We start from the raw sequence: 25016 nt of genomic DNA on the forward strand, positions 1-25016 counted from the left end.
AGATGGCGCGCCCTATTTATCGCTGAGGGCGGCGGCTTGTTCGGCGGTGGCGAGCGCGTCGATAATCGGTTCGAGTGCGCCGTCGAGCACCTGATCAAGCTGATGGAGCGTCAGGTTGACGCGATGGTCGGTGACGCGCGACTGCGGAAAATTGTAAGTGCGGATGCGTTCGGAGCGGTCCCCCGTCCCGACCATCGAGCGGCGCGCGTCGGCGATCTTGGCGTCCTGCTCGGCGTGGGCGTTTTCGAGCAGGCGTGCGCGCAGAATCTTGAGCGCGCGGGCCTTGTTCTTGTGCTGGGATTTTTCGTCGCGGCAGATGATCACCATCCCGGTCGGAATATGAGTGATGCGGACGGCGGAATCGGTCGTGTTTACGCTCTGGCCGCCGGGACCCGACGCGCGCATCACGTCGATGCGCAAATCTTTTTCTTCGTTGATGCTGACCTCGACCTCGTCAGCCTCGGGCAGCACGGCGACGGTTACCGCAGAGGTGTGGATGCGGCCTGAACCTTCGGTCGCGGGCACACGCTGCACGCGATGGACCCCGCCCTCGAACTTGAGGCGGCTGAAGGCGCCGCGCCCGCTGATCGAGGCGATGACTTCCTTGATTCCGCCAAGGCCGGTGCTACTCTGGCTGAGCGCCTCGACCTTCCAGCCGTGGCGCTCGGCATAGCGGTTGTACATGCGAAAGAGGACGCCGGCGAAGAGCGAAGCCTCCTCGCCGCCGGTGCCGGCGCGAATCTCGAGCAGGACATTTTTGTCGTCGTTGGGATCGCGCGGGGTCAACAGGAGTTTCAGCCGCTCTTCGATTTCGCCTTGATGGCGCGCGAGTTCCGGCAAATCGGCGCGGGCCAGATCTCGTAGCTCGGCGTCGTCACCCTGGATAAAGGCGTCGTGCTCGGCAATCTCCTCGAGCAGTTTGCGGTAGTCGCGCGCGACCACGACGACGTCCGCGAGTTGCGCGCGTTCGCGCCCCAATTTGGCGTATTCGCGGTTGTTCGCGGCGACTGCGGGATCGCTCAGGCGGCGTTCGAGCTCGCCGAAGCGCTCCTCGACGCCTTTGAGCTTGTCGAGCAGAGGATTCAACGGCCGTTGCTCAATTAATCATGGCGCGCGCGCAGAAGGGGCGCCATCAGGCTCCTCGCTTACTCGGCAGTGGCCTTGGTCGCGGGGGTTTTGCCGTATTTCCGGTTGAAGCGCTCGACGCGTCCGGCGGTATCGACCAAGCGTTGCTGGCCGGTGTAGAACGGATGGCAGTTCGAGCAGACTTCGACCTGGATTTTCGGCAGGGTCGAATGCGTCTCGAAGGTGTTGCCGCAGGCGCAGGTCACTACGCATCGGCGATAGTCGGGATGGATTGCAGCTTTCATATTAAGGCCCACCGGCATTAGTCACCGGAAGTGGAGCTATAATAATCATCATTTGGTCGCGGCACAATTCACCTGCGTACCTGGTTAGAATCGCGTGACAACTTTGAGCTGCGGGGGCGGCGCGGCTAGAATGCTGCGCGGCAGGATGACGCGCAGGATGCGAAGGTCGGGCAAAACTTCCGCGGTGAAGATCGGGCTGCGCTGTCGGTGTGCGGCGCTCGCGCTGGGGTTGCTGGCGCTGGCCGGATGCGTCGCGCCAAAACCGCCGAGCGATGAACGGCCGCTCCAACCGGTGCCGAACGTCCCCGACCGGCCGGAAGTGGTGACCGATCTATCGAAGTTGTCGGCGGCGGATACGACGGCGGTCGCGCTGCCGCCGGTGCTGCCGACCGTTTCACCCTTGCAGTCCACGAGCAACGTCAGCGTAGGCGCTTCGCGCAATGAGCAACTGACGCACAAGCTCGCCGCCGGCGAGCCGGGACGTTACGACACCGAGACGCCCTCATCGGACACGCAGGCGCCGGGGGGAACTCGCCTGCTCAATGACAAAGCGCGTCAGTACGCCAATTTCAGCGATATTTTGTTGACGCAGACGATGCGCGCCGCGCTGACGCTGGAGCCGGAGAAACTGGGGAGCAAGCGCGTGCCCCTCGAACTGACGCCGGTGGTGCTGACTGCGATCATGGACCCGGAGGGCCGGCTCAAGGAGATCGTGATCGAGCATCATTCGGGCGACCTCGCGGTCGATCGGCTGTTTATCGAGGCGTGCAAGCAAGGCATCTGGTCGCGCAATCCGCCGGTCGGCGCGCGCAGCGTTGAGGGCACCTATCGCGTACAGATCCAGGGCAGCGTCTCGAATCGGACCTTTGACCGCTACGGCCAGTACACCTACTCGACCGAAATCGGGCTGGCGATTTTGTAGCAGGCAGTTGAAAAGGATCTTCAACTGGGAATCTTGACGCAGCTCCAGGGTGCGGCCGAGTCTGCGAGGCGCGGCCAAGATACGACGCGCCTGCTCGCTACGCTGCGCTTCGCTAGTGCTCGACCGAAATCGGGCTGGCGATTTTGTAGCGTCGCGCGCCGCGCTCGAGTCTTAGGACAGCAAGCGCGCCGCCGCCCGATCAAGCATCCAGGTAACGTCGCCGTCGGGCGGCGCGATGAGCTGCGCGGGCGCGGATTCGGGGTCGCGTGGACCTTCGAGCACCGCTTTCACCGCCGCGGCCTTGGACTCGCCGGCAACCAGAAAGATGATGCGTGCGGCCTGATTCAAAATCGGCGCCGTCAGCGTGATGCGATGGCGTTGCGGGGCGTCAACCTCGATCGCAACCGCGAGGCGGTCGGTGATGGCGAGGGCCGGATGGTGCGGGAAGAGCGACGCGATATGCGCGTTCTCGCCCAAGCCGAGCAGCACGAGATTGAACACGGGCATCGCGCCGGGGTCGAGGTGGAAGAAGGTGCGCAGATGGTCTTCGTAAGCGCGCGCAGCGGTCTCGGGAGGATCCTCGCCGCGCATCCGATGAATCTGCTCGGGGCGCAGCTCGAGCTTCGAGAGCAGCGTGCGGTTGGCCATCGCGAAGTTGCTCGCGGGATCGTCGGGCGGCACGCAGCGCTCGTCGCCCCAGAAGAACTGCGCTTCACTCCAATCGATACTGTGATGGAAGCGTGAGGCGAGGAGCTCGTAAGTTGGCTCTGGGGTCAACCCGCCAGTCAGGCAGAAGGTGAACTCGCCGTGGGTGCACACGGCCTCGCCGGCGACGTGCGCGATCTCTTCGGCGGCGTGGACGAAGAGGGAAGCGGCGTCGTCAAGGACGATTAATTTTGGTGCGCTCATTGCGCCGGCCAATGCGGTGCGCTCATCACGTCAGGATTCCGCAGAATCAAGGCTGAACGCAACTGGTGATCGAATCTTCGTGAACGACGCTACGATTTCAGCAGTTCGGCGTACTTTTTGTGAAACTTTGCGAGCTTCGGTGTGATGACGACCTGGCAGTACGGCGCAAAAGCGTTGTTGCGATAGTATTCGGCGTGGTAGTCCTCGGCCGGGTAGAAGGCCTCGAGCGGTTTGATCTCGGTGACGATCGGCGCGTTGAAGGCGTTGCTTTTGGAGAGCTCCTCGATACAGTTTGTCGCCGCGCGCTTCTGCGCCGGCGAAGTGTAGAGAATGATCGAACGGTATTCGGTGCCGACGTCGGCGCCTTGGCGGTTGAGGGTCGTCGGGTCGTGGGTCGCGAAAAAGACGGTCAAAAGATCAGCGTAGGTGACCTGCGCGGGATCGAATTCGATGCGCCCGACCTCGGCATGACCGGTCCGGCCAGTGCAGACCTGAGAATAAGTCGGGTTGGGCAGCGTGCCTCCGGCATAACCGGATTTGACGCTAATCACGCCCTTAACCTGCTCGAACACCGCCTCGGTGCACCAGAAGCAGCCTTCACCAAATACTGCAATCTCGGTCTTATCGCTCATTTGATCCCTGCGCGCCCACCTTATGACTCAAGCTGCAGGCTGACGCTGCGGTTATCTCCATCCCATAATCAAATGTCTTTATCAAGTTCAGCGCCGAGGGCCGGATGAGCCACGCGATGAAACTCGTACTCCCAGCGCGGGCCGTGATCGAGCTCCTCGCCGAGCGTGCGCAGATGGGCCAACTCGTGGACCATCGTGCGGAAGCTGTAGTGATCGGTGTTACGGCCAATCAGGATGGTCTTGCGATCGTGCTGCGTCACGCCGCATACATGTCGGCCGTAAGCGTGCTGGATGACGGTCTTGCGCACCAGGTAGACCTTCCAGCCCGAGGGCATCGGCTCGCGCCAGATGCGCGACCAAGTCCCGCGCGCCAGATCAGTGATATTTTTTCGCCGGAGCGAACGGGCGGCGTTTGCCATCAGTGATCTACCATCAGGATCAGGGCGCGCGCGTTTCATTTTGACGGCTTCCGAGCTTCGTGCTCAGGCGCCAAAGATCTCCTTGAAGAATCCGCTCATCGCCTGCCACGAACGCCGGTCGGTCTGTTCGTTGTATTTGATTCCCGGCGCGCCGATCAGGTCGGCCTCAGGATTAGTAAAGCTATGCACCGTACCGCCGTAGTTGATGACCTGCCAATCGACGCCGGCCTTGGTCATCTCGGCGGTGAAGCCGGCTAACTGCTCGGGCGGCACGAAGGGATCCTCGGCGCCGTTGCACACCAGGACTTTCGCCTTGACCGCGCCAGCCGCCGCGGGCATCGCGGTGCCCAGGCCGCCGTGAAATGAAACCACCCCGCTGAGCGCCGCGCCGTCGCGCGCAATCTCGAGCGAGCAGGTGCCGCCCATGCAATAACCCATCACGGCGAGCCGCTTGGGATCGACTTGCGGCAGCGCCGCGAGCTTATCGAGCGCGGCGCGGACGCGGCGGCGAACTTTCGCGGGATCGCCCAGCAACGCCATCGCGTACTTGATGCCCTCGGGAAGATCCTTGGCGACCAGACGATCGCCATAGGGGTCGGCGCCGAAACCGACGTAGCCAAGCTTGGCCAGGCGCTCGGCGCGCTCCTTGACGAAGGGGCCGAGACCGAAAGCGTCGGGCATGATCAGCACGCCCGGGCGGCGCGCGCTGCTATGCTCGTCATAAGCGTAGAGGCCGTGACAGTTAACGTCGCCGTCCTGATAGCGAATATCTTCGTGTTTCATCGATTCTCCATTGAACAGTTGGCCGTTGGTGAATTACGGTCCGTCCCATTCATAGCGGATTTCGCTATCGGGGTGGAGCGGCGCTGTTCTCCCTGATTCTTGACGCAGCTCGCAGACTCCTGACCTTGACCGCGCCTCGCCGATCCAGCCTACTCCTTCACGCAAACGACTCTGCTCACCGACCTGTGCACAGCTTCCCTCGTGTTTACTCCCCCTTCCAGTTGGGTTTGCGCTTCTCGGCGAAGGCGCGAGGACCTTCGATCATATCCTTTGACTTGAAGAGCCGATTGGTCGCCGGATACTTTTTCGCCGTCGCCTCTTCGATCGAAAGATGCAATGCCTGATAGGCCTGCTCCTTGCTTGCCTGCACGGACAGCGGCGAGCATTCCATAATCTCCGCGGCCCAGCGTTCTGCCGTCGGCATCAGATCCTTAAGCGGCACGACTTCGTTCACCAGACCCCATCGATGAGCTTCCGCGGCCATGATGTGCTTGCCGGTGAGCATCATGCCCATCGCGATCTTGAGCGGGATGTGACGCGGCAGCCGATGGACTCCGCCGGCGCCCGCCATCAGGCCGACGCGCACCTCGGGCAGCCCGAGACGCGCGTGATCGGCGGCGATAATGATGTCGCAGGCGAGCGCGATTTCCAGCCCGCCGCCGAGGGCGAACCCGTTGACCGCCGCAATCACCGGCTTGACGATATCGTAGCGATCGGTGATGCCGGCGAAGCCGCCGCGCCAGTGCGGCATCGGTTCGCCGTGATGTGCCGCCGTGTACTTCAAGTCGTTGCCGGCGGAGAAGGCCCGATCGCCGGCGCCGGTTAGAATCGCTACCCACAAATTCTTGTCGGCGGCGAAGTCATCCCAGACCTGATCCATTTCGACGTGACACGGCGGATGCATCGCGTTCATCACCTCGGGCCGGTTGAAAGTCACGTACGCCAAATGATCCTTCTTCTCGTACTTCACAAACTTCAGGTCCATCTCAACGCTCCTTAAGTTTTTCCCCTCTGATCTAATTCTTTATTGGGCCCCGCGAAGTCGCTCCGCTTGCTGTTACTGCGGATGATCCTCGTCGAGCAATTCAAAGAACGCATCGATACTTTGCATCAATTGCCGCCGAATCTGCGCGCGAGTGCCTTCCAGCAGATGCATCGTGACGCGCGCCGAGGTGCCGTCGTTCAAGCTGACGCTCGCGTCTTCGACCTTGACCGGCTGACTCGGCTGGAACAGCCGCATCCCGTAAATCATTGCGCCCCGCTCCGCAGCGCCTTTCACCAGCTTAAGTCTGCTTGCCATCAATTGCCTCTTCTGCCCGGAGTCTCCTGCACAGTCGCCTCCCGCGACAGCTTTATAGCACAACACAACGTTAGCGGAGCGCGGCTGCCGCGCGGAGCGAGCAAGCGAGTCTGCGAGCTGCGTCAAGATTCTTGATTAGCGGAGCGCGGCTGCGGAGCGCCGCAGCTAGCGGGAAATTTGACATGCGCGGGCTGGGCCTAGACAATTCCGCCGATGGGACGCTTCAAGCTGCGCACTCTGATGGTGCTGGCGGTCGTGCTCGTGGCCGGCTGCGGAGTGGTGTATGACGCCGGCTCACGCGCCAAGGCGGCACGCATGGCATCTACGCTGAAGGCTGGAGAATCGACCGTTCAGGTCCACTCGGATTGGGGCGAACCCGACATGCGCACGCCGCTCGAACAGAATTCCGAACTCTGGAGCTACGTTTCGACGCCGAACTCGAACGACATCGCGGCAACTTTGCTCTACACCTCAACCAAACCCGGCGACACGGACAAATTTCTCGATTTGAAGTTCGTCGACGACAAACTCGTCTCATGGGCGACGGTGGAGCATACGATGCCGGCGAAAAAAGGCGCAGGATTCAGCTACGGATTCGGCACGGGCGGAGGGGGCGGAACTCCGATTACCCATTATTAGGCTAAAGCAGCCATCTGCTGACGAAATATTGCGCCCCGCGCGGCACATCGTGTCTAATTGTTGGTAGAGAACTCTTCCCGACGTAATGGCGACTGCGCACAAAGGTTTTGAAGCAATCCTGCTCGACCGTTCCTGGGTTTCACCTCAGGACCTCGAGAAGGCCAAGCAGCGCAAAAAGCCTGGGCAAGAGCTCGCCCAGGTGCTGGTCGATATGGGCGCACTCGAGCCCCAGCGGCTCGCCCGTGCTCTCGCCCAGGAATACTGGTTGCCGTTTCAGGCGCAAATCGACGGCCACCTGCTCGACAGCGACCTTGTCGCCAAGGTCCCGATCAACTACGCCAAGAAAAACGCGCTGCTGCCGATCGGCCTGAAGGACGGCGCGGTGATGGTCGCGATCGCAGATCCGTCGAATTACGAAGTGCTCGACGATCTCCACGTGCTTTTCGGCAAGGCGATCAATCCGGTGGTTGCGCCGCTCGAGGTGATCAACGAAGCGATCAATCGAGCCTACGATCAGGCCGCCACGACCACCGCCCAGGATTTGATGATCGATCTCGACGAAGAGCGGCTCGATCTGGTCGCCAGCGAGCTTGCCTCCGAGCCGCGCGATCTGCTCGAAGCCGACGACGCCGCGCCGATTATCAAGCTGGTCAACGGGCTCTTGTCGCAGGCGGTCAAGGATCGCGCCAGTGACATCCACGTCGAGGTTTTCGAGCGCGATCTGGTGGTGCGCTTCCGCGTCGACGGGATGCTCTACGATCTGCTGTCACCGCCCAAGCGTTTTCATGCTGCGATCGCCTCGCGCATCAAGGTTATGTCCGGGCTGAACATCGCCGAGAAGCGGCTGCCGCAGGACGGGCGCATCCGCGTGCGCATCGCCGGCCGCGACATCGATATCCGCGTCTCGACCATTCCCACCGCCTTCGGCGAGCGCATCGTGCTGCGGCTGCTCGATCGCGGCCAGGCGCAGGTCGACGTCAATCTCGATCGGCTGGGTTTCTCGGGCGACAATTTGCGCAAAATCGATCGCTTGATTCGGCAGAGTCACGGCATCATCCTCGCCACCGGCCCCACCGGCTCGGGCAAAACCACGACGCTCTACGCCTGCCTCAGCCGCATCAACTCACCCGAAAAAAATATCATCACGATCGAAGACCCGATCGAATATCAGCTTCACGGCGTCGGCCAGATGCAGGTGAATCCGAAGATCGAGCTGACATTTGCCAACGGGCTGCGCTCGATTTTGCGTCAGGATCCCGACGTCATCATGGTCGGCGAAATCCGCGACAGCGAAACCGCCGAGATCGCGATTCAGGCCGCCCTCACCGGCCATCTGGTCTTTTCCACCCTCCATACCAACGACTCGTTCGGCGCACTGACGCGCCTGGTCGATATGGAGATCGAGCCGTTCCTGGTGTCGTCCTCGGTGTTGGCGGTGCTGGCTCAGCGCCTGCTCCGGGTGGTCTGCCCGGAGTGCCGCGAGCCGTACACGCCCGCCGAAAATGAATTGGCGCGTATCGGTTTGCGTCCCAGTCATTTGAAGGGCCCGATCTACAAACCCAAGGGTTGCAAAGCTTGCCGCAACAGTGGCTATCGCGGCCGTACCGCGATTCAGGAACTGATGATCATTGACGACGAGGTGCGCAGCCTCGTGATGCGCAAGGCCGATTCCGCGACCTTGCGGCGGGCCTGCACTTCGCAAGGGATGAAATTGCTCAGACAGGACGGCGCCGAGCGCGTGATGGCCGGACAGACCACCATTGAAGAGCTGCTCCGCGTTACGCAAGAGGAGATCAGTTAGCGCGGCCGCGCGGCCGAAACCATCATGCCGGTTTTTGCCTACCGTGGACTTGCGCCGAGCGGCCGCAATGTTGGCGGCGTCATCGACGCCGACAGCGCCCGCACCGCCCGCGGCAAACTGCGCGAACTCGGCATCTTCCCCACCGAATTGACCGCGGAAGCCGACGCTGCATTACAGGCGCAGGCACCCCGCCAATGGCTGCCGACCTTCCATCGACGCCTCCCGGCGCCCGAACTCGCCCTGCTGACCCGCCAGCTCAGCACGTTGCTCGGCGCCGGGGTTCAACTCGTTGAGGCCCTCGGCACGCTCGCCGATCAATCGACCCGCCCCCACATCAAGCGGATGCTCTCGCAGGTCCGCGAGCGCGTGCGCGAGGGCTCGTCGCTGGCCGACGCCCTGATGCTCCATCCCGAGATCTTCTCCGACCTCTACGTCGGGATGGTCCGCGTTGGCGAGGCCGCCGGCGCCCTTGAGCCCGTCCTCGATCGCCTCGCCGACTACAGCGAGCGTCAGTCGGAATTCGTCGGCAAGGTGCGCGGCGCGCTCACCTACCCGGTCATCATGATCCTCGCCGGCATGCTCATCATGGGCTTTCTCGTCACCTACGTGATTCCGCAGGTCGCGACGATTTTCGATCAGCAGCACGCGGCCCTGCCTCTGATGACCCGCGTGCTGATTCGCCTATCCGGCATCCTGTCGAATTACTGGCTCGTGATCATTATCGCGCTCGTCGCCGCCATCGCCGGCATCATGTTCGGGCTCTCCACCCGCGCCGGCCGCCGCGTCTACGATCGTTGGATCCTGCGGATGCCTTACCTCGGCCCTACCATGACGCGGATCATTTGCGCGCGCTTCGCCCGCACGCTCGCGACCCTGCTCGAAAGCGGCGTACAACTGATGCCCGCTCTGACCGCCGTCAAGCGCGTCGTCACCAACGGTCTGTTGGCCGACGCCGTCGAGCAGAGCCGCGACAGTATCCGCGAAGGCCACGGCATGGGGCAGACGCTGCAGCGCAGCGGCCTTTTCCCCCCCCTGCTGATCGAGATGATCAAGGTCGGCGAGCGCTCCGGCGAACTCGAGCAGATGCTCCAAAGGGTAGCCGACAACTACGAACGCGAGGTCGATGCCTCACTCGGACAACTGACCACCCTCCTCGGCCCCCTGATGACGATCCTGATGGGTGCGGTTATCCTGATCATGATGCTGTCGATCTTGCAACCGATCTTTCAGCTCAACCAGATGATGCAGTGATCGCGAAACGAGTCGCCCGTATGCCAATGACTTCCAAATCCCAAAACTCACAGTTCGCGCCGGGCTTCACCCTGATCGAACTGATGGTCGTCATCCTGATTATCGGCCTGCTCGCCACCATCGTGGTCCAGAACCTCCGCAGCGCCACCGACAAGGCCAAGCGCGTCAAGGCGCAGGCCGACATTTCGCAGTTAAAAAGCGGCCTCGACCGCTACTACCTCGACGCCGGCAGTTATCCAACCTCCGACCAGGGGCTCAACGCACTTATCGGCGCGCCCAGCAGCGGCAATATCCCGCACGACTGGCAGGGACCCTACATTGAAAAAGTTCCGCCGGACCCGTGGGGGAATGCCTATTTCTACCAGAGCGACGGCAACAGCTATACGCTGAAATCCTTTGGCGCCGACGGGGTCGAGGGTGGTGAAGGCAAAAACGCCGATATCGACGGTAGCAGCACTCAATGAGCGTCGCCGCCTGAGGCCGCGGCTCGACATCGCGCGACGCATGGCGCGCGGCTTTACGCTGCTTGAGCTCGCCGTCGTGCTCTTCATCATGGGCCTCGTGATGATGATCGCGATGCCCTACTTCGGCGGCCTGCGCAATTCCGAGCTTAAGAGCGAGGCGCGGCGGCTCGCCAGCCGCTCGAACTACCTCTACGAGGAAGCCGGCGCGCAGAAGGTTCTGCTGCGCCTGACCTTCGATCTCGATCACAACGGCTATTTCGTCACGCGCCTCGATCCGTTCGCCGTGCAGCCGCAATTTGGACCCGAGCGCGGCCCCGCGGGAGTGCCAGTCCGCTTGCCGGCCAACATCTATTTGCGCGACGTCTGGGTCGAGGGCGCCGGCGCCTTCCGCCGCGGCGCCATCAGCTCGCAGTTCTACCCCAGCGGCATCGCCGACGGCGTGGTGATCCATCTCTCCGACAGCAACGGCGACGTCATGACCCTCTCAATCAACCCTTTCAGCGGGCGCACCGCGATCGCGCGCGGCGATTTGAGCCGTCAGGCAATGGCCGGGATAGCGGGATGAGGCGCCGTCCGACCCATTTCACTGCCGCTTTCACGCTGCTTGAGGTGATGATCGCCATCGCCTTCATCGGCATCGCACTGATCGCCCTGCTCGCGCTCCATCATAGCGACATGCAGTCGGTCATCCGCGCCCAGGAACTCACACGGGCCGCGATGCTCGGACAAGCTCTGATGTCGGAAGCTGAACTCGAGCGCTTTCCGAACCCGGGCCAAACCCACGGCGACTTCTCGCAGACCCACCCCGGCGAATACCCGAACTTCCGCTGGGTGCGCGAAGTCACGCCCTCGCCGCTTTTTCCGGACATCACCCGCGTCCAGGTTCAGGTGCTCTACGGGCCCGGCTTCCGCAAGAGCTTCAACCTGACCGAGTTCATGCACAATCCGATGCCGCCAACCCCCAACCAGACCAATCCCGGCGGCGGCCCGAGCGGCCCCAACGGACCGGGTGGTGTGACGTTAGGCACCGGATGAGCCTGCGGCGACGTCATTCGAGGCCTGCTGTTGCGGCCGGCTTCACTCTGATCGAACTGATGCTGGCCGTCGCGATCCTCGGCTTGATTATGGTGATGCTCGCGGGCTCGTTTCACGCGGTCGCAACCGGCAAGCTCCAGGGCGAGAACCGCCTCGTCACGGCGCAGCAGGGCCGCTCAGTGCTCTGGCAGATGAGCAACGAAATCCGCGGCGCGGTGCAAACCCAAAATGTCACGGCGAGCAATGTTTCTCTGATCGGCCAGGGCCGCATGCAGAACAATTCACCGCTCGACTCGATCAGCTTTTCGACTCTGGATCCCGGTCATCGCCGCTCGCTTGAAGGCTTTGGCGCAGAGGACACGGTCACTTACGCCACCGCGCCGAATCCCAACCGTCGCGGCTTGTTCCTGCTGACGCGCACCCAGCTCAGCAGCCTCTTGACCACCGCGGGCGGTCTCACCGCCGCGAACGCGACCGTCATTCTCGCCGACAATCTCCTGTCCCTGCATTTCAGTTATTTCGACGGCAATATCTGGGGCGAGTCCTGGAACTCGGAGAGCTTGCCGCCCGGCCGCCAAATCCCCGAGGCCGTCGCGATCGAACTCGCGCTCGCTTCCCCCAACGGCGCGCCGCTGCGGCTCTCGACCATGGTCACGTTGCCAATGGCATTTGCACAATGGTGACCGGGCGCAAACCTCGACGCGGCATCGCCCTGCTGGCGACGATGCTGGCCGTCGCCTTGATGACCCTGCTGGTGATGGATTTCACCACCACGGCCGCCCTGGGTTATCGCAGTGCGGCGAATCAGGCTGACGAGCTGCGCGCCTATTATCTCGCGCGGTCGGGCGTCAATGTCGGCCTGGCCCTGCTCGTTCAGAATGCCCTCGCCAATCCTCCGCAGAATCAGGGCGGCGGCGGTGGGACCACCCAGCCGAAAGGACACGACAGCCTCGATCAGATTTGGGCCCAGCCCTTCCCACCCATTCCGGTCGAGGGCGGCGCGGTCTCGCTGGCGATTATCGATGAGGATCGCAAGATCAACCTGAACAAGCTGGTCGACAGCCAGACCGGACAGCCCAGCAAGCAAGTCGCGGAGGTTATCGCAACCCTGCTTGCCAATCTGAATTTGTCACCCGATTTGCTCCCGACCATGATCGACTGGCTCGACTCTGACAGTATCGAGACTCCCGGCGGCGCTGAAGCCGATTTTTACCTGAGCCTCATCCCGCCCTACGAACCGCGCAACAGCGCCCTACCCACCATCTACGACCTGCGGATGCTCAAGGGCATGGACGACCAAACCTTCCTCATCCTCTCTCAATTCCTGACGGCGATGCCGACACCTAAGGGCGTCAACCTCAATACCGCGCCGCCCGAGGTGCTTTTGGCCTTGGCGCCAGCGCTTAAAATCGACGCGGTTACTATCAAGGACATCATCAACCAGCGTGCGCTCGTGCCCTTCGATCAACAGACCGATGTTACCAGGGTCATTCCTGAGGCCGGAAAACCTCCCGTGAGCAACCTGTTAACCACGACCAGCACTTACTTTACTATAACGGGTCAGGGGGATTTCGCCGGAGCCCGCAAGCGCGTGTACGCGACATTTAAACGCGCAGCAGCTCAGGGCGGCGGCGCTTCCTTCACATTATCGAACTGGCACGCGGACTGAACGCCGGCACGACGGCGGGGAGACGGCGGGAAAAGCACGTGGGGCAACGAATTCTGGCGCTCGAATTGAGCGGCGACCGCGTGCGCGCTGCGCTCGCCGAACGCTCCTACAAAGCCCTCGAACTGGTCGGCGTCTATGAGCAAGACCGCGCCGCCGACGAGCCTGACCTGGCCGGCGCGCTCGCGCGCATCGTCGCCGCCACCGGACGGCCCGATATCGCGATCAGCGCGCTGCCGGGTGAGCTAGTCGCCAAGCGGCTTCTCACCCTGCCCTTCACCGACCGCCGCCGCCTCAACCAGGTAGTCCCCTTCGCCCTCGAGGAGCATCTCCCGTTCGCCGTCGACGACGCCGCGGTCGCCTTCGCCCGTGTCGGCCGCCAGGATGGCGCGAGTCTCGTGATCGCCGCTTTCGCACGCAAAGCAGAGCTCCATCGCCATCTCCAGCTGCTCGCCACTTCCGGACTCGATCCCAAGACCGTCACGCTCAGCACCCACGCCCTCGCCGGCCTGCTCGCGCGCGCGCGCAATGGCCGCGGCGGCACGCATCTGGTGTTGGAAATTGACGAGACCAGCACCTCAATGGTCTTGATCGACGAGGCCGGCACGCCGCGCTCGCTACGCACGGTGGGCCGCGGACTCGCACCGCCCGCCGGCGCGCGCACGCCGCCCAACATCGCCGCTCCGATGCTGACCGCGATCCGCCAGACGCTGCTCGCCCACAGCTCCGATCAGGCGCCGCCGGACCTGGTGCTGGCAGGCTCGGCCGCGGCCACGCCCGAGCTGCGTGACGAACTCGCGAGCGCGCTCGAAGTTCCCATCCGCGACCTCGGCGATTTCGATTGTTCAGCGCTGATTCAAGGCGTCAGCAGTGAACCGGTGCGTTTCGCCGCCTGCCTCGCGATGCTGCTCGGCGAGGCCCCGGTGGCGCCGCTTGAGTTGCTCAACTTCCGCCAGCAGGACTTCGTCTTCCGCGGGCGCAGCGGCGCTTTGCGCCCCTTGCGTCTGACTACCGGGCTGGCGATCGCCGCGCTCGCGATCGCCGCGATCCACGTCATCCTCGCGATGGCGGTCGACGCCCGCCAGTTGCATCTGTTGAATCGGCAGATCGTCGCGGTTACTGCGCCCGCACTCGGCAATCCCGACGCGGCCACCGCGCGCGCCCAATTGCAGGCCAAAATCGCCGATATGAATCATCGCCTGCGCCTGCTCGGCGGCAACCTCGGCCATGGCTCGCCACTCGACGTCCTGCTCGAAATCTCGCGCGCTATTCCGCCTACGGTCGCGCTCCAGGCCGACACGCTGCAGGTTGACGATAGCGGCCTCAAACTCGGCGGTTCCGCCGACTCTTTCGCGACCGTCGATCTGATCAAGCGCGCGCTCGAGCGCAGCGGCAACTTCGGCGCGATCCAGGTCGAGCACGCCGGCGCCGGCGCCAACGCCGGCAAAGTCGAGTTCCGCCTGAGCGCCGAACTCAAAGACACCGCGGGGCAGCAATGACGCTCGTCGAGCGCCTGCGCAATCTAACTTTCAAGCCGCCGGCTCTGCCGGTCGGTCTCCGCCGCCTTGCCGCGCGCGCCGCAGCCTTGACCCAGCCGCTGGAGCCGTGGTTCGAGCGCGCGCAGAAAGCGATCGCACCCCTGTGGGAAGCCGCGGCTACCTGGTTCGACAAGCGCGAGCCGCGCGAGAAATTACTTCTGCGCGTGCTCGGCGCGATCGTTGCCGTGCTCGTCCTCTACGGCTTCGTCTATTCGCCGATCGTCAATCTGCGCCAAAGCCTCGCCGACCGTGTCATCACCCGCCGGAACGATCTCCTCGAGGTGCGGCGGCTGGTCGGCGTCTACGAGCGCCTGCAGGGCGAGCTTGCCGCCGCTCAGCATCGCACCGTCCCCAACGGACCCAACTTCTCGCTCTTCTCGGTCGTCGAGCAAAGCCTGACCAAAAGCGTCAACCGCGATCGCATCGTCTCGCTGACGCCCGCCGATCACGCCGTACCCGGCGGCTTTCGCCAGTACACCGTCGAAGTCAAACTCACTAACATCACGCTTCCCCAGGTGGTCGATAGCCTCTACGGCGTGCAGTCGCTCCCGATGCCCGTGACCGTCTCCAACCTCCAGATCCGCCCGCACGCCAGCGACACGCATTCCTACGATGTCGACATGACCTGCATGGCCCTGGGCAAGGACTAAACACTGGCGGAGCGCGACTGCCGCGCGGAGCGAGACGATTCCGCGACCTCGCGCGGAGCATCCACGGATTCTTCCTCACGCCGCCGGCTCGGCCTTGGAATCCTAAAGGCGGCGGGCGAGGCGGCGGGCGGTAAAGCCCGCGCCGCAGGCGAAGCGCATCAGCGGGCCGAAACTGTTAGCGGCAGCGATCCCGATCATAAATAGACCGGGGACGCTGGTTTCAAAATTCGGGTTGAGGATCGGCGCGCCATGCGCGTGGCGAATCCGGCGCCGCAAGGGCGTCTTGATGAAAGTCAAACGGTCCAAGTCAACCCGGTAGCCGGTCGCACCAATGACATGGTCAACGGTGATCGAGGTGGTCCGGGCGCTTTGATCTTCGATCTCCAGATGCACTTTGCTGTCCACAAGCTTCAATCCGCTGACGGTCGAACCGGTCAGCAGCGGGAAGCGGCCGATAACGCGGTCCTTCATGAACCATCCCGGGGCCGGACCGAGATGACGCTCGACGACGCGGGTACGTAAATCGGCGGGTGCCCGATGGAAGATCAGAGGCGCGTAGGTGCATAGCCATGATCGCCATCCGATGCCGAGGCCTGAGCGCGGCTCGAGCAGCCGGCGCATAAGCGAACGCGGACCACCGGGAGGTTCATGGAAGGCCAGCGCCGGCCGGCGCGTAATCAAGGTGACCTCGGCGGCGCCCCCTTCGTGAAGCAACGCCGCAAGATCGACCGCGGAGGCGCCGCCGCCAATCACCGCTACCCGGCGATGCTTGAATTCGGACAAGCCGCCGTGCGCGGAACTGTGAGACACCAATTCGGCGGGGTGACCGGATAGCAGGGGAGGCAGCCAGCCAAAATGGCTGATACCTGCCGCCACCACCACGCGGCGCGCAAAGAAGGTCTCGCGATTCGCCGTGGTCAGCTCAAATCCGTCAGCGGCACTGGTGATGGCGTCGACGCGTGAGGGATCGAGGTCAGGAACAAACTGCTGCTGGAAGGCGAGCCCATAGGCGACGAAGGTTGCGAGCGGCACCGGCAGGCCGACGTCCTGATAGGGCAGACCGCGATCAGCGCAATAGCGGCGCAGGGTCATCGAACTTTGCGGATCGTAGAGGTTCGAGGCGAAACCTTCGGATTTGAGCAGCATGCCGCTGGGCATCTGGCCGCGCCAGACCTGCATCGGCTCGCCAAATACGCGCAGCGAGATGCCGCGGGCGCGGAGATGGGCAGCAAGGGATAAGCCGTAAGGCCCGGCGCCGACGATTGCTACTTCGCTGTGACGAGCCGGCATACGAGGGGGTCGGGCACCTTGCTAGCCCTCGACGACATGATCGGGGCGCGAACCCTCTTCCGGCCGCGCAAACTTGACCGCCTGCCGGCGATTCCGCTTGCTCAGCCACCGCAGCGGCGCCTGGCGAGTGGCGCGTTCGCGAGGGCGCAGCATCAATCCGAGGTCGACCTGGCCCAACTCCGGCACACGTTCCGGATTGAGGCCGCGCAACAGGCGGTACAGACGCATCACAAGGCGCCGATCGGACCATGAGCTGCGGAGCAGCTCATGGATGAGAGCCGGTTCGCTCCAGGGAATGTCATGTTGAACCAATTTCAGATAGGGGCTGTCGGGATTCCAAGCCGCCGCCTGTGGGAAAAACCCTACGAGGTCGCCTTCGATCGCCGGTTCGGGCAGTGGCGCCGTCCGCAGACCCAAGCCGCGGCAGAGGATGCCGACTAAATCACCCTGGGCCGGGAGAATCAGGTGGCCAAGCTGGGTACATCGCGGATTCAATTCGATCAGAAATGCCGAGCCCGTAGCTTCCTCGAGAATGAAGTCCAGACCGTGGAAGCCGGAAAGGCGCAGCCGCGCGGTCACGCGCCGCGCCGCTTCGGCTATTTCCGGATGGTCGATTAGCCGGACGATGGTTGCAGAGCCAGTCGGCCCTTGGGAAGCGATCACTTCTGTCGTGACCAAGCCGAGTAATTCGCCCTGCCAGCAAGCAAGCATCGCGTTGGCCGGCCGGCCCGGGATAAATCTTTGCAGCGAAACGACCGGCCTTGAGGCTGACTTTCGCGCCCATAAGGCGAGTGGGTCGCCGTTGATCAAGTATCGCTTCCAAGCGGTTCCGGGCCACTGGGGCTTTAATAACGCGCGGATGCTGCTGACGGCTTCGTCGGCGGACGTGACAATTTTTACTCCGGTGCCGCCCCAGGTGCCGTCAAGTTTGACGACCGCAGGCCGGAGCGGAGTGATCTGCCAAGCGGCGACGTCGGCGGCCGAAAAAATCCTGCAGGTATCAGGTGATTGCAGTCCCAATTCGCGCGCGACGCGCATAAAGTCGACGCGGCTCCGAATCGATTCATAAGCCGAGGGGTCACCGAGCGAGGCTTCGATAAGCGGGCGGAAGCTAGGGTATCGTTCAAAGGCCTCGTGCAGCTGCCAAACTGCGCGGTCATCGCAAGGAACAATAAGATCTGGGCGCAGGGCGGCGATGGCGCGCGCCAGAGACTGACCAGAGTCAAACGCCCGATATCGATAGAGCGATCCAATGCCGGAGACCCGGTTCAACAGGTGGCCGCGAGGACACAAAGCCGCGACGGAACATCCGTGTTGGATAAGTCGGATAGCAAGTCGGGCGGAGAGCGGCCACCAAGTCGTCGCGGTAATTAGAACGGAAAAAGGGCGGCGTCTATCGCTTCGGCCCATGGCCGCCAAAGACGTTCCGAATGCGGCGCTTATGGTCTGAGAGCTTACCATCTGGAGTGCAGATGTCATGCAGTATTCAGCTTTTACATCTTTTGTGTCAATATGTAGCGTAGAATTGATCTCGAATTGATATCCAGGATATCGAGTTTTTTCTTGGGTCGCTTAGCAAGGACCGAAACAGAACGCGAAAGACGCAGATTCATCATCACCAAGTTCCTCACGATGACCGGTGGGCTGCGACGCGGGAAGGAAAGTAACCAGCACCCGCCGCGCGGCAACCGCGCTCCTGTGCCAGACGCGGAAGCGAGGGCGCTGTTCGCCGATTCGTCGGTCCTAGGGACGTTTGGCACAGATGGGTCGCTATCTCCTGACGTTTGAGATAAACAAATTCTGAATGTCGTTACGTTTGGGATGGTTTGTTCTTGGTAGCGTCGCAACCACTCTGGCATTTGTAGTCGGCGCATACGTGTTCGTGAAATCCGGCGGAGTTTCGATGGAAACCACCGCGCAGCCGCTTCCACTCGAGGCGACTTTGGCCCACATGGCATTGAGCGCGAGCATCGGGGATGCGGCCGCACAAAGGAATCCTCTTCCATTCAACGACGCCAACATGACCGCGGGTGCGCATATTTTCAAAGAACGCTGTGCGTTCTGCCACGGTCTTCCGCAGGAGCCGCCCACTGACGCGTCGCGAGGGATGTTTCCCAAGCCGCCGCAGTTATTCGAGCAAGACCAGATGGTGACGGCCGATTCCGAGGGGGTCACTTGTTGGAAGGTGACACACGGAATTCGGCTATCCGGCATGCCCGGATTCCGCAGCGTCTTGTCCGACACGCAGCGGTGGCAGGTGACGATGCTGGTAGCGCACGCCCACCAGCGCTCACCTGCAGTACGGGCCGCGCTCAGCCCTTGACTTGCAGCACGAGGTCAAACCTGTCGCGATACCCGGCCGAGTCAGATCGCCGAGGTTTATAACGCTGCTTGAAGGTTATTCCGCTGTTTGATCGCCGGCGCCGTAGACTTCCCATACTTGACTTAAAGGCTCTTGCACGACAGAGCTAACCGGATGGCGTTTTCTCTAAATCCTGAGACGCGCAAGGGCGCCAAAGACAATATTGCAACTCGGTCCGCGATTGAATTGACGACCAAACTCCCGCGCGTCGTCACGCCGATTCCGGGGCCGAATTCGCGCGCGATTTTCGACCGCGAGCAGCGTTATCTTGCGCCCGGACGCCAGCGCATCTCGTCGCTGGCCGGCCTCGCCTTCGACCACGGTGTCGGCGCGACCCTGATCGACGCCGACGGCAATGTTTTTCTGGATTTCTTTGCCGGCGTCGCGGTGGCGAGCCTTGGCCATGCCCATCCTGCGATGAGCACCGCGATCGCGCGGCAATCAGCGCGCTTGACCGTCGGCACCTTTGCCACGGCCGAACGCGCCGAGGCCCTCGAGCTGCTCACGGAGGCGGCGCCCGCCGTCCTCCGCCGCGCACATCTGTACAGCGGCGGCTCGGAGGCGGTCGAAGCCGCGCTCAGGCTCGCGCGCTCAGCGACCAAAAAGCATGAGGTCGTCAGTTTCTGGGGCGGCTTTCATGGCAAGACCGGCGGCGTCCTCGGACTTATCGGTGACGAGTCGAAGCAGGGCTACGGCCCGCTGCCCGGCGGCCAGCACGCCGTGCCCTACGCCGATTGCTATCACTGCCCCTTCAAGTTGCAACATCCGTCGTGCGGGCTCTACTGCGTCGATTTCGCGCGTCAGCAGATAAAAAACGCCTCTGCCGGCGCAATCGCGGCGATCATCGCCGAGCCGATGCAGGGCACGGCCGGTAACGTAATTCCCCCGGACGACTGGCTGCCTGCGGTCAAAACCGTCGCCGAAGAAAACGGCGCGATGCTGATCGCGGACGAGATGATCACCGGCTTCGGCCGCACTGGTAAGATGTGGGGCGTTGAGCATAGCGGCGCCGCAGCCGACATCATGACGGTCGGCAAAGGGATGGGCGCGGGCTTCCCGGTCTCCGGCGTGCTCATGGGCGAGGCGATCAGCCGCGCCGAGCCCTTCGCGAAGCCGAGTGCCTCGTCGTCGAGTTACGGCGGAAATCCACTCGCCGCGGTCGCCGTCGCCGAAACCTTGAAAGCGCTCAAACGCGAAAAGCTCGTCGAAAATTCGCGCGAGATCGGCGCGATTCTCCTGAGCCGCCTGCTCGGCCTCAAGGAGAAGTACCCATTCGTCGGCGACGTGCGCGGCCGTGGCCTGCTAATCGGGATGGACCTCGTGAACGATCGCGAAACCCGCCAGCCGCTCGGCCGCAAGGTCATGGAGCTGATTTTTCAGGAGGCGCTCAAGCGCGGGCTCCTGATGATGAGCTATTTCCCGCGCATCAGGATTAATCCGCCATTGGTCATCACGCGCGCACAGGCCGAGTGCGGCGCCGAGATCCTCGACGAGGTCTTCGGCTGGGTTCAAGCTAACGTTGATTGGCGCGCGGAGAACTAGAGATGGCCGCGGACGCGGGGAACGTCGGACTTTTCCTCGACTTGGCCGGCACCCTCGCCGCGATGGATGAAACCCGTCAACTGCCGGTTGACGCGCGCGGCAATGTCACGATCACGCTCCTGCCCGGGGTTCGCGAGAAGCTCCTGCCGATGCGTGATCGCCTGATCTTCGTCGTCACCAATCAAGCCGGAATCAAGCGCGGACGCTTGCAGCGCGAAAAAGTCGAGGCCGCGCTCGGCGAGCTCGATCGCCAGCTCGGAGGTATCCTCGCGGCGTGGGAAATCTGCCCGCACGACGACGCGGACAAATGTGACTGCCGCAAACCCAAGGGCGGCATGATCACCAGTCTCGGATGGGTGCACGGCGTCGACCTCGCCGCTTCGACGATGGTCGGTGACCAGGAGATCGACGCGCGTGCCGCGGCCGCCGCCGGCGTCGGCACATTTGTTTATGCGCAAGAATTCTTCAAGCGCTAGGCGCAGCGATGCCCGGCGAACGGAGCCGAGCAGGCGAGTCTGCGAGCTGCGTCAAGACTCCCAGTTAAAAATCGTTTTCAACAACCTGCGTACGAGGCCAGCATGAAAATCGGCGTCGAGGCGTTTATCACCGAAAGCTCGATCGATCCGGCCGCCTTCGCCAAACTGGCCGAGGGCCTGGGTTTCGAATCATTCTTTCTGCCGGAGCATCCGATAATTCCGGTCGTGACCAAGTCCCGTTACCCGGCTTCCCCCGATGGCAAGATGCCCGAGGGACTCGCGCACTTTATCGATCCCTTCATCGGCCTGGCGCTGGCCGCCGCCGCGACGACGCGAATCGGTCTCGGGACCGGTATCTGCCTCGTGCCTGAGCACGATCCGATCAACCTCGCGAAAACTATCGCGACGCTGGATCACTACTCAGGCGGGCGGTTCTTCTTTGGGATCGGCGCCGGCTGGCTCGCCGAGGAGAGCGCGATCATGGGCGTCGACTTCAAGCGGCGATGGCCCATGACCCGCGAGTATATTCGCGCGATGAAAGAGCTGTGGACGCAGCCGGAAGCAAGCTTTGCCGGCGAGTTTGTCAATTTTCCCGCGGTGAAGTGCTATCCCAAGCCCGCCCGCAAACCTCATCCGCCGATTTTTATCGGCGCGGGCGGCATGGGTCCCGCGATGGAGCGCGGGCTGCGCGACACCGTCGCGCTCGGCGACGGCTGGGCCCCGCTCAGTCTGCCCCCTGACGAACTGGCCCGCCAGCTCTCGAAGCTCAAGCAGATGTGCGCGGACGCTGGACGGGACTTCGCGAAGCTCGAAATCACGATGCATGTGCCGCGGCTCGACGACGAACCGCGCCGCACGATTGATCGCTATCAGGAGGCCGGAGCGCATCGCCTGATCTTTATTCTTGATTCGCCGACACCCAATCAATACGAGCGGCAGTTGGCAGACCTGGCGAAGGTCTGGATTGACCATAGCTAATCATGTTGCGCGGGGCGATTTCCGGCTTTGGCGAAGTCGCCGCGCGCGCCCATCTGGCCGGATGGCGCACCCGGCCTGACGTCCAGATCGTCGCGATTCATGACCCGGTCGCTGCCCGCCGTCACGCAGCGATCAACCTGGTCAAAAACCTTCGAGTCTATGACGACCTCGAGCTGATGCTCGACGGCGAGCGGCTCGATTTCGTCGATATTGCGAGTCCGCCCGCGTATCACGATGTCGCGACGCGTGCAGCGCTGGCCGCCGGCGCCAACGTCCTGGTCGAAAAGCCGCTCTGCCTCGAGCGCGGCACGTTCGCCGAGCTGCGCGCGCTCGCGGCCAAGAGCCGGCGAGTTCTGATGTGCGTCCACAACTGGAAGCACGCCCCGGCTTATCGACGCGCCGGTGAATTGATTGCCGCGGGACGCCTCGGCGCGGTCGGGTACGTTTCGCTGACACGTTTGCGGGTCGGCGCGGCGGGTTTCGGCGGAACCGCAGCCGGCAGTGGTGAGCGCTGGCGGCTCGACGAGCGGAGCGGTGGCGGGATCCTGATCGATCACGGGTGGCATATCGGTTATCTCGCGCAATACCTGATGGGGGGCGCGCAGCCGCTGGCGGTTTCGGCCAAACTCGAGCGCGCGACGGGTGGGCTGGTCGAAGAAGTTGCCGATCTGCGCGTCGAGTTCCCGGCGGGAATTGCCTACTGTCACCTGTCGTGGCAAGCGCCGGTGCGGCGCACCTCGGCGACGATTTACGGCGGCGATGGGCTGCTGGAGATCGAAGAGAATCGGCTGACCCTGACCGCGCGCTCAGGCGTCCCCGAAGATCATTCGGTGATGGACGCTCCTGACGAATCGTATCATCCGAGCTGGTTCGGCGCGATGGCGGCCGAGTTCGAGCGCGCGATCGCCGAGGGTCCACAAGGCAACACGGCCCGAAATAATCTTATCGAGGCCGAAGCTGCCCTTGATTTGATTGTTGCAGCGCGCGAATCGGCCAGCCGGGGCGGCGCGCCGATAAGTCTGGCCCGATAGTTCACTCTGAAAAATTCTTAATCTTGCGCGAATCTTCGGTTACGCGTTCTTGACTTAGTCGCCGGGGCGGTTACAGTGTTCCATTGACCGCTTGGTTAGGCGCTCTAGGGGAGTGAGGCCGGAGTGCTCGAATTGCGTGAACTTAGATGGATGAAACTGAAGCCTCGACGACGTCCGTAGAGTTGCGGTCGCAGGATTCGCGCGAGGAGATCCTGCGGGCGGCGTCGCAGCTCTTTGCGCTTCGCGGCTTCCATGAAACCTCAATGGCGGAGGTGGCGCGGGCGGCGAAAGTCAGCAAAGCTCTGATTTTTTGGCACTTCAAGACTAAAGAAGAGCTGCTTTTGGCTGTTTTAGGACAACTTCTACAACCTTACGTACTGGATTTTGCCGAAGAGGCCGCAGTTCTCGATGAAAAGGCGCAGATCCTGAAGTTGATGGAACTTTATTTGCTTTTTGTGCGGGAGAATGCCAGTTCGATTCGCTTTTTCGTCGCACAACTGCTCCACGACGAGAAAATGTCCGCGGACTTAAGCGCGCAGGTTTTGGCGCTTTACGAGGGTTATCGCACGCTGCTGACCGACCTGGTTTTGCGGGTGCAGGAAAAAGGACTTTGCACGCAACGCGTCGCGCCGCAGACGGCCGTCGCGTTCATCCTTTCGACGCTCAATGGTTTGCTGGTGAACTACCTGTTTCTGGGTAATCAAGGGCTCGATCTCGAGGGCGCGCGGGGCATGTTGGGGCAGTGGCTGTTCAGTGATTCGGCACCTACCGAATAACGCAGAAGTGCGTCCGGGGGACGCTGGCAGGAGGATCGATTTCGGATGCGAATACCGCTTAAGCAAATGGTCGACCTGGGGCGCTATGTGCGCCGGAAGAAATCGGCCGGCGAACAGTATTTCCCGCTGGTCCTGATGCTGGAACCACTGCACGCCTGCAACCTGGCCTGTATCGGCTGCGGCCGAATCGTCGAGTACAAAGAGACGATTCGCGATCAGATGACGCTCGAGGCCGCACTCGCGGCCTCCGATGAATGCGGCGCGCCGATTGTCTCGATCTGCGGCGGCGAACCGCTGATGTACAAGCATATCGGGCCGCTGACGCAGGGGCTGCTCGAACGCAAGCGCCATGTCATGATCTGCACCAACGCGATCCTGCTCGAACGCTTCGTCAAGCAGGTCGCGCCGAGCCCCTACCTCAGCTTCAACATCCATATCGACGGGATGCGCGAAACTCATGACCGCGTGGTTGATCGCGACGGCGTCTTCGACACCTGCGTCAAGATGATCAAAATGCTCAAGGAGAAGGGCTATCGCGTCCAGACCAACTCGACGGTGTTTCGCGAGACCGGCGGCGCCGAACTGGAAGAGCTGATCAAGTTCCTGAGCGGACTCGGCGTCGACGGCATGCTGCTGACGCCCGGTTACCACTACCAGGTACTGACCAACGATGACATCTATCTGAAGTCGGAAGAGATGCCTGACAAGTTCCGCCGCGTGCGCAAGCTCGCCGACAATTACAAGATTATCAACACGCCGATTTACCTGGATTTTCTGGCGGGAGAGCGCGATTTACTCTGTAGCCCCTGGAGCACCGTTACGCGTAATCCGCGCGGATGGAAGGGGCCCTGCTATCTGATTACCAACGGTCATTACGAGTCCTTTGCGGATCTGCACCAGGCGACCGACTGGGAGTATTACCGGACCAAGCAGGATATTCGCTGCCGCGATTGCCGTCTGCATTCGGGCTTCGAGGGCACCGTCGCGATGGATTTCGGCAAAAATCTCAAGGATTCCTGGCGGATGGTGCGCCACTATCTCTCCTGATTCGGTGGCGGCGCCAAATGACGGCATGAAGCAGCGGCAAACGGGCGTCCAAGACCGACCAACCAGCGTCCGGGATAGTTCGCGGACCGCTGCGGCGTTCGATTTGGAAGGCTATCTGTGCGGTCGCGCAGCGGA

28 protein-coding genes are annotated in these 25016 nt (G+C 62.6%); 18 read left to right on the forward strand and 10 right to left on the reverse strand.

What is annotated here, in order from left to right; translation table 11 throughout:
• Window positions 1–12: 12 nt before the first annotated feature.
• Together prfA and rpmE are read right to left on the reverse strand one after the other, a co-directional pair.
• Entirely contained in the window at window positions 13–1086 is a 1074-nt protein-coding gene (gene prfA, locus VKS22_11390) for a peptide chain release factor 1 (protein HLW71211.1), read from the reverse strand.
• A 59-nt stretch (window positions 1087–1145) separates the two neighbouring features.
• On the reverse strand, window positions 1146–1370 hold the full coding sequence (rpmE, locus tag VKS22_11395) for a 50S ribosomal protein L31 (protein HLW71212.1): 225 nt from the start codon (window positions 1368–1370) through the stop codon (window positions 1146–1148).
• A 184-nt stretch (window positions 1371–1554) separates the two neighbouring features.
• On the opposite strand from rpmE, the gene VKS22_11400 reads away from it, so the two are divergent.
• On the forward strand, window positions 1555–2292 hold the full coding sequence (locus VKS22_11400) for a hypothetical protein (GenBank protein ID HLW71213.1): 738 nt from the start codon (window positions 1555–1557) through the stop codon (window positions 2290–2292).
• A 171-nt stretch (window positions 2293–2463) separates the two neighbouring features.
• On the opposite strand, the gene pgl is transcribed toward VKS22_11400, so the two are convergent.
• From pgl to VKS22_11430, 6 genes are all read right to left on the reverse strand, one after another.
• Window positions 2464–3201, reverse strand: a complete 738-nt coding sequence (gene pgl / locus VKS22_11405; protein HLW71214.1) for a 6-phosphogluconolactonase — start codon at window positions 3199–3201, stop codon at window positions 2464–2466.
• Between the two features lie 89 nt (window positions 3202–3290).
• Window positions 3291–3833: a peptide-methionine (S)-S-oxide reductase MsrA gene (gene msrA / locus VKS22_11410; protein ID HLW71215.1), complete on the reverse strand. Its 543-nt coding sequence runs from the start codon at window positions 3831–3833 to the stop codon at window positions 3291–3293.
• A gap of 68 nt (window positions 3834–3901) precedes the next feature.
• Complete coding sequence (locus VKS22_11415) at window positions 3902–4252, reverse strand: hypothetical protein (protein ID HLW71216.1); 351 nt, start codon at window positions 4250–4252, stop codon at window positions 3902–3904.
• A gap of 63 nt (window positions 4253–4315) precedes the next feature.
• Window positions 4316–5035 carry a dienelactone hydrolase family protein gene (locus tag VKS22_11420; protein ID HLW71217.1) on the reverse strand — a complete coding sequence of 240 codons (720 nt, stop codon included), beginning with the start codon at window positions 5033–5035 and terminating at the stop codon, window positions 4316–4318.
• A gap of 205 nt (window positions 5036–5240) precedes the next feature.
• Entirely contained in the window at window positions 5241–6020 is a 780-nt protein-coding gene (locus VKS22_11425) for an enoyl-CoA hydratase-related protein (GenBank protein HLW71218.1), read from the reverse strand.
• A 72-nt stretch (window positions 6021–6092) separates the two neighbouring features.
• On the reverse strand, window positions 6093–6335 hold the full coding sequence (locus VKS22_11430; GenBank protein HLW71219.1) for a hypothetical protein: 243 nt from the start codon (window positions 6333–6335) through the stop codon (window positions 6093–6095).
• Window positions 6336–6548: 213 nt separating this feature from the next.
• Here VKS22_11430 and VKS22_11435 point away from each other — a divergent pair, with 213 nt between their 5' ends.
• From VKS22_11435 to gspM, 10 genes are all read left to right on the forward strand, one after another.
• On the forward strand, window positions 6549–6974 hold the full coding sequence (locus VKS22_11435) for a hypothetical protein (GenBank protein ID HLW71220.1): 426 nt from the start codon (window positions 6549–6551) through the stop codon (window positions 6972–6974).
• 85 nt (window positions 6975–7059) lie between these two features.
• A complete protein-coding gene (gene gspE / locus VKS22_11440) occupies window positions 7060–8775 on the forward strand; it encodes a type II secretion system ATPase GspE (protein ID HLW71221.1) in 1716 nt (571 codons plus the stop codon).
• Between the two features lie 24 nt (window positions 8776–8799).
• Entirely contained in the window at window positions 8800–10026 is a 1227-nt protein-coding gene (gene gspF / locus VKS22_11445; protein ID HLW71222.1) for a type II secretion system inner membrane protein GspF, read from the forward strand.
• 26 nt (window positions 10027–10052) lie between these two features.
• Entirely contained in the window at window positions 10053–10490 is a 438-nt protein-coding gene (gene gspG / locus VKS22_11450; protein HLW71223.1) for a type II secretion system major pseudopilin GspG, read from the forward strand.
• Between the two features lie 40 nt (window positions 10491–10530).
• The gene (locus tag VKS22_11455) at window positions 10531–11055 is read left to right on the forward strand and encodes a prepilin-type N-terminal cleavage/methylation domain-containing protein (GenBank protein ID HLW71224.1); all 525 of its coding nucleotides are present in this window, start codon (window positions 10531–10533) and stop codon (window positions 11053–11055) included.
• Window positions 11052–11525: a hypothetical protein gene (locus VKS22_11460; protein HLW71225.1), complete on the forward strand. Its 474-nt coding sequence runs from the start codon at window positions 11052–11054 to the stop codon at window positions 11523–11525. The genes VKS22_11455 and VKS22_11460 overlap by 4 nt, the downstream gene beginning before the upstream one ends.
• Window positions 11522–12208 (forward strand): prepilin-type N-terminal cleavage/methylation domain-containing protein, encoded by a 687-nt coding sequence (locus VKS22_11465; protein HLW71226.1) that lies wholly within the window; start codon window positions 11522–11524, stop codon window positions 12206–12208. Before VKS22_11460 ends, VKS22_11465 begins: the two co-directional genes overlap by 4 nt.
• On the forward strand, window positions 12202–13194 hold the full coding sequence (gspK, locus tag VKS22_11470; protein HLW71227.1) for a type II secretion system minor pseudopilin GspK: 993 nt from the start codon (window positions 12202–12204) through the stop codon (window positions 13192–13194). The genes VKS22_11465 and gspK overlap by 7 nt, the downstream gene beginning before the upstream one ends.
• Window positions 13195–13232: 38 nt before the next feature.
• Window positions 13233–14690, forward strand: coding sequence for a PilN domain-containing protein (locus tag VKS22_11475; GenBank protein HLW71228.1), 1458 nt, complete (start codon window positions 13233–13235; stop codon window positions 14688–14690).
• Window positions 14687–15379: a type II secretion system protein GspM gene (gspM, locus tag VKS22_11480; protein ID HLW71229.1), complete on the forward strand. Its 693-nt coding sequence runs from the start codon at window positions 14687–14689 to the stop codon at window positions 15377–15379. The genes VKS22_11475 and gspM overlap by 4 nt, the downstream gene beginning before the upstream one ends.
• A 102-nt stretch (window positions 15380–15481) precedes the next feature.
• Here gspM and VKS22_11485 read toward each other — a convergent pair whose 3' ends face one another.
• Together VKS22_11485 and VKS22_11490 are read right to left on the reverse strand one after the other, a co-directional pair.
• The gene (locus VKS22_11485) at window positions 15482–16669 is read right to left on the reverse strand and encodes an NAD(P)-binding domain-containing protein (GenBank protein ID HLW71230.1); all 1188 of its coding nucleotides are present in this window, start codon (window positions 16667–16669) and stop codon (window positions 15482–15484) included.
• Between the two features lie 21 nt (window positions 16670–16690).
• Window positions 16691–17689: an ATP-grasp domain-containing protein gene (locus VKS22_11490; GenBank protein HLW71231.1), complete on the reverse strand. Its 999-nt coding sequence runs from the start codon at window positions 17687–17689 to the stop codon at window positions 16691–16693.
• Window positions 17690–18572: 883 nt separating this feature from the next.
• Between VKS22_11490 and VKS22_11495 the strand changes: the two genes are divergently transcribed.
• The 7 genes from VKS22_11495 to hpnH all read left to right on the forward strand — a co-directional run bounded on the left by VKS22_11495 (window position 18573) and on the right by hpnH (window position 24881).
• Window positions 18573–18992 carry a cytochrome c gene (locus VKS22_11495; GenBank protein ID HLW71232.1) on the forward strand — a complete coding sequence of 140 codons (420 nt, stop codon included), beginning with the start codon at window positions 18573–18575 and terminating at the stop codon, window positions 18990–18992.
• A gap of 153 nt (window positions 18993–19145) precedes the next feature.
• Complete coding sequence (locus VKS22_11500; protein ID HLW71233.1) at window positions 19146–20573, forward strand: aspartate aminotransferase family protein; 1428 nt, start codon at window positions 19146–19148, stop codon at window positions 20571–20573.
• Window positions 20574–20575: 2 nt separating this feature from the next.
• Window positions 20576–21049, forward strand: coding sequence for an HAD-IIIA family hydrolase (locus VKS22_11505; protein HLW71234.1), 474 nt, complete (start codon window positions 20576–20578; stop codon window positions 21047–21049).
• Window positions 21050–21151: 102 nt separating this feature from the next.
• Window positions 21152–22027 carry an LLM class F420-dependent oxidoreductase gene (locus tag VKS22_11510; protein HLW71235.1) on the forward strand — a complete coding sequence of 292 codons (876 nt, stop codon included), beginning with the start codon at window positions 21152–21154 and terminating at the stop codon, window positions 22025–22027.
• Between the two features lie 2 nt (window positions 22028–22029).
• Complete coding sequence (locus tag VKS22_11515) at window positions 22030–23058, forward strand: Gfo/Idh/MocA family oxidoreductase (GenBank protein ID HLW71236.1); 1029 nt, start codon at window positions 22030–22032, stop codon at window positions 23056–23058.
• Window positions 23059–23204: 146 nt separating this feature from the next.
• Window positions 23205–23834 carry a helix-turn-helix domain-containing protein gene (locus VKS22_11520; protein ID HLW71237.1) on the forward strand — a complete coding sequence of 210 codons (630 nt, stop codon included), beginning with the start codon at window positions 23205–23207 and terminating at the stop codon, window positions 23832–23834.
• A gap of 45 nt (window positions 23835–23879) precedes the next feature.
• A complete protein-coding gene (hpnH, locus tag VKS22_11525; GenBank protein HLW71238.1) occupies window positions 23880–24881 on the forward strand; it encodes an adenosyl-hopene transferase HpnH in 1002 nt (333 codons plus the stop codon).
• The last annotated feature ends 135 nt before the right edge of the window (window positions 24882–25016 follow it).

This window comes from Candidatus Binataceae bacterium (assembly GCA_035308025.1).
In the GTDB taxonomy this organism is placed as follows: Bacteria; Desulfobacterota; Binatia; order Binatales; family Binataceae; genus JAJPHI01.

Bases quoted from the DNA above. Each gene is read 5' to 3' on its own strand.
- rpmE (HLW71212.1), bottom strand. From the start codon at position 1,370: ATGAAAGCTGCAATCCATCCCGACTATCGCCGATGCGTAGTGACCTGC.
- pgl (HLW71214.1), bottom strand. From the start codon at position 3,201: ATGAGCGCACCAAAATTAATCGTCCTTGACGACGCCGCTTCCCTCTTC.
- msrA (HLW71215.1), bottom strand. From the start codon at position 3,833: ATGAGCGATAAGACCGAGATTGCAGTATTTGGTGAAGGCTGCTTCTGG.
- VKS22_11415 (HLW71216.1), bottom strand. From the start codon at position 4,252: ATGGCAAACGCCGCCCGTTCGCTCCGGCGAAAAAATATCACTGATCTG.
- VKS22_11420 (HLW71217.1), bottom strand. From the start codon at position 5,035: ATGAAACACGAAGATATTCGCTATCAGGACGGCGACGTTAACTGTCAC.
- VKS22_11425 (HLW71218.1), bottom strand. From the start codon at position 6,020: ATGGACCTGAAGTTTGTGAAGTACGAGAAGAAGGATCATTTGGCGTAC.
- VKS22_11430 (HLW71219.1), bottom strand. From the start codon at position 6,335: ATGGCAAGCAGACTTAAGCTGGTGAAAGGCGCTGCGGAGCGGGGCGCA.
- VKS22_11435 (HLW71220.1), top strand. From the start codon at position 6,549: ATGGGACGCTTCAAGCTGCGCACTCTGATGGTGCTGGCGGTCGTGCTC.
- gspE (HLW71221.1), top strand. From the start codon at position 7,060: ATGGCGACTGCGCACAAAGGTTTTGAAGCAATCCTGCTCGACCGTTCC.
- gspF (HLW71222.1), top strand. From the start codon at position 8,800: ATGCCGGTTTTTGCCTACCGTGGACTTGCGCCGAGCGGCCGCAATGTT.
- gspG (HLW71223.1), top strand. From the start codon at position 10,053: ATGACTTCCAAATCCCAAAACTCACAGTTCGCGCCGGGCTTCACCCTG.
- VKS22_11455 (HLW71224.1), top strand. From the start codon at position 10,531: ATGGCGCGCGGCTTTACGCTGCTTGAGCTCGCCGTCGTGCTCTTCATC.
- VKS22_11460 (HLW71225.1), top strand. From the start codon at position 11,052: ATGAGGCGCCGTCCGACCCATTTCACTGCCGCTTTCACGCTGCTTGAG.
- VKS22_11465 (HLW71226.1), top strand. From the start codon at position 11,522: ATGAGCCTGCGGCGACGTCATTCGAGGCCTGCTGTTGCGGCCGGCTTC.
- gspK (HLW71227.1), top strand. From the start codon at position 12,202: ATGGTGACCGGGCGCAAACCTCGACGCGGCATCGCCCTGCTGGCGACG.
- gspM (HLW71229.1), top strand. From the start codon at position 14,687: ATGACGCTCGTCGAGCGCCTGCGCAATCTAACTTTCAAGCCGCCGGCT.
- VKS22_11485 (HLW71230.1), bottom strand. From the start codon at position 16,669: ATGCCGGCTCGTCACAGCGAAGTAGCAATCGTCGGCGCCGGGCCTTAC.
- VKS22_11495 (HLW71232.1), top strand. From the start codon at position 18,573: ATGGAAACCACCGCGCAGCCGCTTCCACTCGAGGCGACTTTGGCCCAC.
- VKS22_11500 (HLW71233.1), top strand. From the start codon at position 19,146: ATGGCGTTTTCTCTAAATCCTGAGACGCGCAAGGGCGCCAAAGACAAT.
- VKS22_11505 (HLW71234.1), top strand. From the start codon at position 20,576: ATGGCCGCGGACGCGGGGAACGTCGGACTTTTCCTCGACTTGGCCGGC.
- VKS22_11510 (HLW71235.1), top strand. From the start codon at position 21,152: ATGAAAATCGGCGTCGAGGCGTTTATCACCGAAAGCTCGATCGATCCG.
- VKS22_11515 (HLW71236.1), top strand. From the start codon at position 22,030: ATGTTGCGCGGGGCGATTTCCGGCTTTGGCGAAGTCGCCGCGCGCGCC.
- VKS22_11520 (HLW71237.1), top strand. From the start codon at position 23,205: ATGGATGAAACTGAAGCCTCGACGACGTCCGTAGAGTTGCGGTCGCAG.
- hpnH (HLW71238.1), top strand. From the start codon at position 23,880: ATGCGAATACCGCTTAAGCAAATGGTCGACCTGGGGCGCTATGTGCGC.